Source organism: Aneurinibacillus uraniidurans, assembly GCF_028471905.1.
Taxonomy (GTDB): domain Bacteria; phylum Bacillota; class Bacilli; order Aneurinibacillales; family Aneurinibacillaceae; genus Aneurinibacillus; species Aneurinibacillus uraniidurans.
Map to the genome: position 1 here is coordinate 2,919,825 of NZ_CP116902.1, position 7,676 is coordinate 2,927,500.

Below are 7,676 nucleotides of genomic sequence, written 5' to 3' on the forward strand. Positions count from 1 at the left end.
TCCTGATTCCTCCTTATATATGTACACAACCACTTCACGTTCGTTTCTTCTGCCTTTTCATTTATACCATACTGATGTAAAAATTCAAGCAAGTAAATCGACAGCAATCTAGCATATACAGCAAGAAAACATATGAAAATTGTCGAAAATCAGCGAATAGCCTACTTCACAAAAAAAGTACTAAGACATGCAAGTTTGCTGTACATATAGGAAAGATTGAACAAACGAGAGGAGATGGATGACGTGCATACGTTTCGTAAGACGTATACCGTATATAACAGTCCGTTTAACCCTTGTCCCCCGATGACAATCCGAACATACGAAACACCACCTCAACTGTACATGACATTCCAGCCACCGGGACTCCCCCAGTTCTCTCCGGCTCAAGCTTTTCACCACGGTACATTATGGCCGGCTCTTTTTGCGCCATATGAGAGCCCGCATAAGTCTGGTAAACGGGAGGAGGCTGACTAAATAATGCAAGAAAACGAAAAAAAATACTATGAGCTGCTTCATGAGCTTCAAGAAACGGATTTTATTATCGTAGAATTAAACCTCTACCTCGACACACATCCAAACGATCAGGCAGCCATTGCTCAGTACAATGAATACGTGCAAAAAAGCATGCATCTGAAAAAGCAATTTGAATGTCTGTTCGGGCCTCTTACAAGCTTCGGATATAGCCTGTCACCTACTCCATTTATGTGGAAAGACCAACCGTGGCCATGGCAAGTATGACTACTTATTCGAAGGAGGGGATCCATTGTGTGGATATATGAAAAAAAACTACAACACCCGGTTCGTGTCAGCAAATGTGACCCACGTATGGCCAAGTTTTTGGTTGAACAATACGGTGGTGCAGACGGTGAACTAGCTGCCGCACTCCGCTACCTCAACCAGCGCTACACGGTCCCACCTAAAATCATCGGGCTTCTCAATGACATCGGCACCGAAGAACTCGCCCACCTCGAAATGATTGCGACTATGGTATATAAGCTAACCAAGGATGCCACCCCCGATCAGATGAAAGAGGCCGGTCTAGGCGAGCATTATGCCAATCATGACAAAGCACTGTTTTATACGAATGCATCAGGTGTACCTTTTACCGTCTCCTATATCGCGGCCAAAGGCGATCCAATCGCGGACCTGTACGAAGATATTGCAGCTGAGGAAAAAGCGCGTGCGACTTATCAGTGGCTCATTGACCTGACAGATGATGTAGATTTAAAGGACTCTCTTACGTTCCTGCGTGAACGGGAGATTATTCACTCGATGCGCTTCCGGGAAGCGGTCGAGATTCTCAAGGAAGAACGAGCACAAAAGAAAGTTTTCTAGACGAAAAAGCGGACAGATGATTCCTGTCCGCTTTCTTCATGTTATGAAGTAAACCATTCTATTTTTGTTTCCAGGTTCATACGAATACCGGTTCGCTCCATCTGCGGACGTCCGATATACAGAAGCGCCACCATCTCATCGTGGGTTCCAAGCCCGAATTCTTCTTTCATTCGTACATCATAACATGGTGCACCCGTACGCCAGATTGCGCCATATCCAAGCGCATGCGCAGCCAACAGCATATTTTGTACGCATGCAGATGTAGCGGCTACCTCTTCCCTTATCATCACACGTTCCCCTTCTGTTGGTACGCAAGCAACCGCAATGACTAGCGGCGCACGGTAGGCTTTCTGAATGCCTTTCTCCCGCAGTTTAGCCGCTTCTTCTCCTTCTGCTCCCTTGTCCTCAATCGAGATACGGGCGTATGCTTCGCCAAGACGGTTCCGTCCTTCTCCCGTCATGACGAAAAATTTCCACGGCTGTGTATTATGATGACTCGGTGCCCAATGCCCCGCATCCAGAATCTGCATAATATGTTCACGCGGCACCGGTTCATCCGTGACCTTTCCAATCGTACGGCGTGTTTTAATGAGTTCTAACAGATTATCCATTTCATTTCCTCCTTGTCTTATAGACCTGTCTTGTTATTATACGGTATCGAAAACGTTTCGCATCTGATAAGATACATAACGAAGAGGTGAACACTCGTGAGAAAGATCCACTATCCAAACGGGAAACAGAAACTGACTGATTCGATGGTCTCTTCTGCACCGGAACGCATGAAAGCAAGTGAATTCCTCGCTATGATGCAGACAAAGCAGCAAGGGGCTGCCAATCGAGGAATGACACTTGAGGAAGAGGTAAATGAAAGCAACCAATATTATGTGGCACACGAAATGGCCGCTGTTCATAAAAAACCGACACCGCTCCAAATTGTAAAAGTCGATTATCCATCTCGCTCTGCTGCGGTCATCCGGGAAGCCTATTTCCGCCAGCCATCCACGACAGATTACAACGGTGTATACCGGGGGCGTTATATCGATTTTGAAGCGAAAGAAACGCGCAATCATACGTCGCTTCCGCTAAAAAATTTTCATGAGCATCAAATTAGCCACATGCGCCTCGTACATAAACAGGACGGAATCGCCTTTACAATCATACGCTTCACAACGCAGGATGAGACGTATGTACTGGATGCTTCCCACGTCATCCGTTTCTGGGACGATGCCCATCAGGCAAATGGGCGTAAATCTATTCCGTATGCGTATATCGCTGAACACGGTCACCGCATCCCGGAAAGCTTTCGACCTCGTCTTGATTATTTATCGGTTATTGACCGTTGCTACTTCAACTAAGGAGCCTATGATGTACGATCGCTTATATGTTGAATACGTGTACTATTTTAATGTAGAAAAAGATTATTATGAGTGCCACGAAGTAATGGAAGAGTACTGGATGCAAGAAGGTCGTAACAAACTCCTACAAGCACTATTACAAATTGCTGTCGCACTGCACCACTTTCGCAACAACAATGTCGAGGGTGCGATTCTTCTGTTTGAAGCAGCTTTAGCAAAATCCACTACCCCATGGCATGGCAAGCTAGGCATTGATGATCACAAGCTGTTCGCAGAAGCTGCACAATACGCAGCAAAACTGTACCGCTATAAAGAGAGTCCTTTTCCGTTTTATCCACTTACCCTCTTGATTACGGACCCAGATCTGGCGACAGCAGTAGCTTCCTGTGTTCCCTCTGGTGTAGCTGAGGATGATAAGTTTTAGTGTTACGTTTATGAGCGCAATTACGCGCTCTTTTTTTATGAATATGAAGGTTGACAATATCTTATCACCTACATATAATGAAATCGTAAGTTATTGATAACGATTTTAAATTAATATCAAATAGAAACAAAGAGTGACTACACCATTCATCTTTTTACGATTCATGCAAATAATAGAATGACTACGATACGATCAGGAGGAAATATATGACGGAGTCCAATGTAATTGTATACACAAGCCACGGCTGTCCCTACTGCAAAAAAGTAAAAGAACAACTGAATGCATGGGGCATTTCTTACGAAGAACGCAACGTATCAGAGAATAAGGAGTACTTCGACCAGCTACAACAGAAGAAAATTTTTGGTACGCCTGCTACCTACATCAATGGCAAACTCGTTCTTGGCTTTCAGGAGCCGAAAATGCGCAAGCTACTTGAGCTTCCTGATGATTACGAAGGTCCAGTCCCTAATACTGCAGCAGCTCAAAATGAATCTCCTGCCGCTCCATCAGATGGTCAAGCGGAAGGAATTTTTAAATCCGTTGATAAAAGTATTCTCAATGAAGTGTACGATCTTGTCACCATCGGGGGTGGACCGGCAGGCGCATCGGCAGCCGTATACGCAGCTCGTGGTCGTCTAAAAACTCTCGTGATTGACAAGGCGCCATCAGCCGGTACACTTGCAATTACGCATAAAATTGCTAACTATCCAGGTGTTAAAGAAGAGCTGACGGGTCTTGAACTGCTTCAGCGCATGCAAGAACAGGCACATGATTTTGGCGCGACATTTGTGCGTACGAACGTCCTGTCTGTTGATTTCTCCGATCCAGAAATCAAAAAACTTGAAGTCCCAGAGGGCACAATTAAAGCAAAAAGTATATTTATCGCCGTTGGTGCCAAAGCTCCATCAAGCAAAATTAAAGGCGAAGAAGAATTTACAGGCCGTGGGGTAAGCTACTGCTCAACATGTGACGCTGCTTTCTTCCAGGAGCGTACGGTTATCGTTACAGGTGACAATGAAGAAGCGGTGCATGAGGCAGAAACCCTGTCCAAATTCTGCAAGGAAGTACGCTTCCTCATCCCGACAGGCAATCTAAAAGGTGACGTTGATCTATCCAAACTTGAGTCTAGCGATAACGTCAAAATTTATAAAAAATATCGCGTCAAAGAAATCATTGGCGAAAACAATGTAGAAAAGGCCGTTATTCAGAACGATCAGCAAGAGCTGGAAACGTGGGATGTCGATGGTATCTTCCTATATCTCGCCGGTATGAAACCAGGTACCGACTTTCTGAAGGATGCCGTCAAACGCGATGCGGAAGGCTACATTGAAGTAAATGAATCTCTGCAAACGAGCGTAGACGGCGTATTCGCAGGCGGGGACGCTCGTCGTACCCCGATCAAGCAGGCTGTTCTATCTGCCGCTGATGGGGCGATTGCCGCACTTGGAGCCGATAAGCATGTAAACAAACGCGCTCAGCTCCGTCCACAGTACAGCTAACTCATTTTTCTACTCTCCCTTCGAGCGCTCTCAAACGTTGTATCATGACGATTGAGAGCGCTTTTTTCGTTGTTAAAATTTTCATAATCCATTATGATGAGAGAATAAAAGAAAAAATTCCCTTAAATGGAGGAGAAAGATGCGACATTACAAACAATGGGGACTAGCTTTTTTAGTACTTATCCTTACTTTGCTCTCTGGCTGTTCCGGGGATGCTCTCACCCTGCGCAACGCTTTTGTGAAAGCGGCTTCCCAACCAAACTATGATTTTCAAAGCACAATTCGGATGACAAGCAAGGATGCAGACATTATGCTAAAGCTTGCCCATATGAGGAAGCCAACCGATAAAGAACTTCAGGATGCAGAGGAATTTCTTAAAACGATGCGTGAAGGAATTACACTCAAAGGCTCTCAGTATGACCGTCAACATGCGAGCATGACCATGACGTTAAATCATGACAGCCTTCTTCGTAAGGAGAAATTATGGACAGGCGACCAAAATGCATCGCTTACCGTTCTACTTTCTCCAAAGGCTGCTTATGTTAAAACTCCTCTGGACTCTAAGTACCTGTTTGCCTCTCTTGCACCGCAAACATCTGAAATCAATCCAGAGGCGCTTGCCGAATTTCAAAAGCGTATGAATGAGCTGACCGTTGCTTTTATTCAAGAATATAGTGAAAAGCATAGCTATAACTTACCTCATATTCAGAACAAAGGAAATGTGTCAGTCACACTGCCGAACGGACAGTCTACGACAGCTTCTCATATTTCTGTTACGTTAAATATCGAAGAACTTACAGCTTTATTTTATAGCATCGCAAAAGATGCAGCAGATGATCCAAAAGTACGTACGTTCCTGCTAAACATCGTCCAAGAAATGAATAAAATCGATCCAAGCCTTGCTTCCAAAAATGACATTTCAGAAGACATTTTGGCACAAAATTTCGCCGAGGCACTTAAAGAAATTAAACAAATGGAAAAGCAATACCCACCGAAAAAGGTTGCAGAAATGGCACGTGAACAGGGTCTGCAATCATTTTCTCTCACACTCGACTATTTTGTAGATGCTAACAACCTTCCTGTTCGTTCCATTGGTAAGCTCGATTTTATGTTTAAAGATAAAGATGGAACACTGCCTGGAGCAATCCAATTGAATGTAGAGATTGATGAATACATGTGGAATTTCGGAAAAGTTACACCTATCGTCTATCCTGCAAATACAGAAACAGTAAATTTCGAAGACTTAACAAAAAATCACAAGCTGCTCAGCGCCTTTCATCCACAAGGTTTTCTACATGCGATACTGAAAGACGCCATTAGTGAAACAAAGCATCTGTATGTAACTCCTCTTTCTTCTGTAGATTCTTCTAATCATTACTACTATGAGAATAAACAGCTGTATCTTCCGCTGCGCTATACAGCAGAAACAGTGAATGCAGAAGTAAACTTTGATCCCGTCTCTCAGCTTGTAATGATTAAAAAGGGAGATCATACGTACAAAATAAAAGCAGGAAGCAAGCAAGTTCTTAAAGAAGATGGTACTTCTGCCTCTATGCCTGCTGCGGCCTCTGAAAAGAATGATAGCCTATATGTGCCCGCCTCTTTCTTTGAGACATTTTTAGATGCTCCTTATAGTATTACCGATGATACTGGCAACGATCTTTTACTTACCTTTACACTAAACATGTAATAAAAATAGCCGCTGTTCCTTTATAGGAAACAGCGGCTATTTTTCATCTTCTTTGTTAAACAGAAAAACACCATACTTCCAAAATATATTCCCTGGAAAATGGTGTCTGTTTTTGTAAAGCAAAAATGGGCCCTGCAGGACTCGAACCTGCGACCAATCGGTTATGAGCCGACCGCTCTACCAGCTGAGCTAAGGGCCCTTATTCAGGAATGGCGGAGGGAGCAGGATTCGAACCCGCGTGGGCTTGCACCCTAACGGTTTTCAAGACCGCCCCGTTATGACCACTTCGGTATCCCTCCGCAAGTATAAAAATGGCAGGGGCAGTAGGAATCGAACCCACACTGGAGGTTTTGGAGACCTCTGTTCTACCGTTAAACTATGCCCCTGTAATGAAAGTAGCGGCAGAGGGGATCGAACCCCCGACCTTACGGGTATGAACCGTACGCTCTAGCCAGCTGAGCTACGCCGCCAAATTATCTTATTCAAAAAATATAATGGCGTGCCCGGAGAGACTCGAACTCCCAACCTTCTGATTCGTAGTCAGACACTCTATCCGATTGAGCTACGGGCACATAGTAATACTATGGAGCGGGTGATGGGAATCGAACCCACGTATTCAGCTTGGAAGGCTGATGTTCTACCATTGAACTACACCCGCATATTACCTTATTGAATAAATGGCGGAGCCGACGGGACTCGAACCCGCGACCTCCGGAGTGACAGTCCAGCGTGAACTCCAACTTCACCACGGCTCCGCATTACATAAATCACTATTTTAAAAAATGGTGCCGGCGAAAGGACTTGAACCCTCAACCCCCTGATTACAAGTCAGGTGCTCTACCAGTTGAGCTACACCGGCGACGTACAGGATGTACTAGGTTCTGCGTTAGGCACAGGACGTGCCTGCTCTTAGCAGAACTTCCTTTAGAATAAGGATGGAGGATGACGGGATCGAACCGCCGACCCTCTGCTTGTAAGGCAGATGCTCTCCCAGCTGAGCTAATCCTCCGACGTACAAGGATGTACTAGGTTCTGCGTCGCGACAGGACGTCGCGACTTTAGCAGAACTTCCTTGAAATGACCCGTAGGGGATTCGAACCCCTGAATGCATGCGTGAAAGGCATGTGAGTTAAGCCGCTTCTCCAACGGGCCATGGCTCCGCAGGCCGGACTCGAACCAGCGACCGATCGGTTAACAGCCGATTGCTCTACCGACTGAGCTACTGCGGAATAGTGCCGTATGAAAGTGTATAGCACCTTCAAAACTGAATCGAAACAAAACGCAAGTTTATATTGGTTAAGCCCTCGACCGATTAGTATTCGTCAGCTCCGTACATTGCTGCACTTCCACCTCGAACCTATCTACCTCATCAT

The 7,676-nt window shown here is 45.1% G+C and carries 8 protein-coding genes, 11 tRNA genes and 1 rRNA gene (1 of these 20 only partly in view); 7 read left to right on the plus strand and 13 right to left on the minus strand.

Annotation, left to right across the window (positions count from 1 at the left end; genetic code table 11):
• Positions 1 to 234: 234 nt before the first annotated feature.
• Genes PO771_RS14595 through PO771_RS14605 form a run of 3 tightly spaced genes read left to right on the plus strand, consistent with a single transcriptional unit; the run spans position 235 to position 1,335 of the window.
• Entirely contained in the window at positions 235 to 474 is a 240-nt protein-coding gene (locus PO771_RS14595) for a spore coat associated protein CotJA (protein ID WP_422665013.1), read from the plus strand.
• Positions 475 to 477: 3 nt separating this feature from the next.
• Entirely contained in the window at positions 478 to 738 is a 261-nt protein-coding gene (locus tag PO771_RS14600) for a spore coat protein CotJB (RefSeq protein WP_272560422.1), read from the plus strand.
• Positions 739 to 765: 27 nt separating this feature from the next.
• Positions 766 to 1,335, plus strand: coding sequence for a manganese catalase family protein (locus PO771_RS14605; protein WP_272560423.1), 570 nt, complete (start codon positions 766 to 768; stop codon positions 1,333 to 1,335).
• Between the two features lie 41 nt (positions 1,336 to 1,376).
• Here the strand turns inward: PO771_RS14605 and PO771_RS14610 are convergent, their stop codons facing one another.
• Positions 1,377 to 1,946 (minus strand): nitroreductase family protein, encoded by a 570-nt coding sequence (locus PO771_RS14610; RefSeq protein ID WP_272560424.1) that lies wholly within the window; start codon positions 1,944 to 1,946, stop codon positions 1,377 to 1,379.
• A 105-nt stretch (positions 1,947 to 2,051) separates the two neighbouring features.
• Here PO771_RS14610 and recU point away from each other — a divergent pair, with 105 nt between their 5' ends.
• From recU to PO771_RS14630, 4 genes are all read left to right on the plus strand, one after another.
• On the plus strand, positions 2,052 to 2,690 hold the full coding sequence (gene recU, locus PO771_RS14615) for a Holliday junction resolvase RecU (protein WP_422665014.1): 639 nt from the start codon (positions 2,052 to 2,054) through the stop codon (positions 2,688 to 2,690).
• A 10-nt stretch (positions 2,691 to 2,700) separates the two neighbouring features.
• Positions 2,701 to 3,114, plus strand: a complete 414-nt coding sequence (locus tag PO771_RS14620) for a DUF309 domain-containing protein (protein ID WP_272560426.1) — start codon at positions 2,701 to 2,703, stop codon at positions 3,112 to 3,114.
• Positions 3,115 to 3,320: 206 nt separating this feature from the next.
• Positions 3,321 to 4,613: an FAD-dependent oxidoreductase gene (locus tag PO771_RS14625; protein WP_272560427.1), complete on the plus strand. Its 1,293-nt coding sequence runs from the start codon at positions 3,321 to 3,323 to the stop codon at positions 4,611 to 4,613.
• A 139-nt stretch (positions 4,614 to 4,752) separates the two neighbouring features.
• Positions 4,753 to 6,303 (plus strand): copper amine oxidase N-terminal domain-containing protein, encoded by a 1,551-nt coding sequence (locus PO771_RS14630; protein WP_272560428.1) that lies wholly within the window; start codon positions 4,753 to 4,755, stop codon positions 6,301 to 6,303.
• A gap of 126 nt (positions 6,304 to 6,429) precedes the next feature.
• Here the strand turns inward: PO771_RS14630 and PO771_RS14635 are convergent.
• The 12 genes from PO771_RS14635 to PO771_RS14690 form a co-directional block, all read right to left on the minus strand.
• Positions 6,430 to 6,502, minus strand: a tRNA-Ile gene (locus tag PO771_RS14635).
• A gap of 11 nt (positions 6,503 to 6,513) precedes the next feature.
• Positions 6,514 to 6,602, minus strand: a tRNA-Ser gene (locus tag PO771_RS14640).
• Positions 6,603 to 6,615: 13 nt separating this feature from the next.
• Positions 6,616 to 6,689 (minus strand) — tRNA-Trp (locus PO771_RS14645).
• Positions 6,690 to 6,699: 10 nt separating this feature from the next.
• Positions 6,700 to 6,773: transfer RNA gene (locus PO771_RS14650), tRNA-Met, on the minus strand.
• 25 nt (positions 6,774 to 6,798) lie between these two features.
• Positions 6,799 to 6,875 (minus strand) — tRNA-Arg (locus tag PO771_RS14655).
• Between the two features lie 12 nt (positions 6,876 to 6,887).
• Positions 6,888 to 6,961 (minus strand) — tRNA-Gly (locus PO771_RS14660).
• Positions 6,962 to 6,981: 20 nt separating this feature from the next.
• A tRNA-Asp gene (locus PO771_RS14665) sits at positions 6,982 to 7,058 on the minus strand.
• 28 nt (positions 7,059 to 7,086) lie between these two features.
• Positions 7,087 to 7,162, minus strand: a tRNA-Thr gene (locus PO771_RS14670).
• A 77-nt stretch (positions 7,163 to 7,239) separates the two neighbouring features.
• Positions 7,240 to 7,312, minus strand: a tRNA-Val gene (locus PO771_RS14675).
• Positions 7,313 to 7,381: 69 nt separating this feature from the next.
• Positions 7,382 to 7,455: transfer RNA gene (locus tag PO771_RS14680), tRNA-Glu, on the minus strand.
• 1 nt (position 7,456) lies between these two features.
• Positions 7,457 to 7,532: transfer RNA gene (locus PO771_RS14685), tRNA-Asn, on the minus strand.
• Positions 7,533 to 7,595: 63 nt separating this feature from the next.
• Positions 7,596 to 7,676 (minus strand): 23S ribosomal RNA (locus tag PO771_RS14690) (it continues 2,856 nt past the right edge of the window).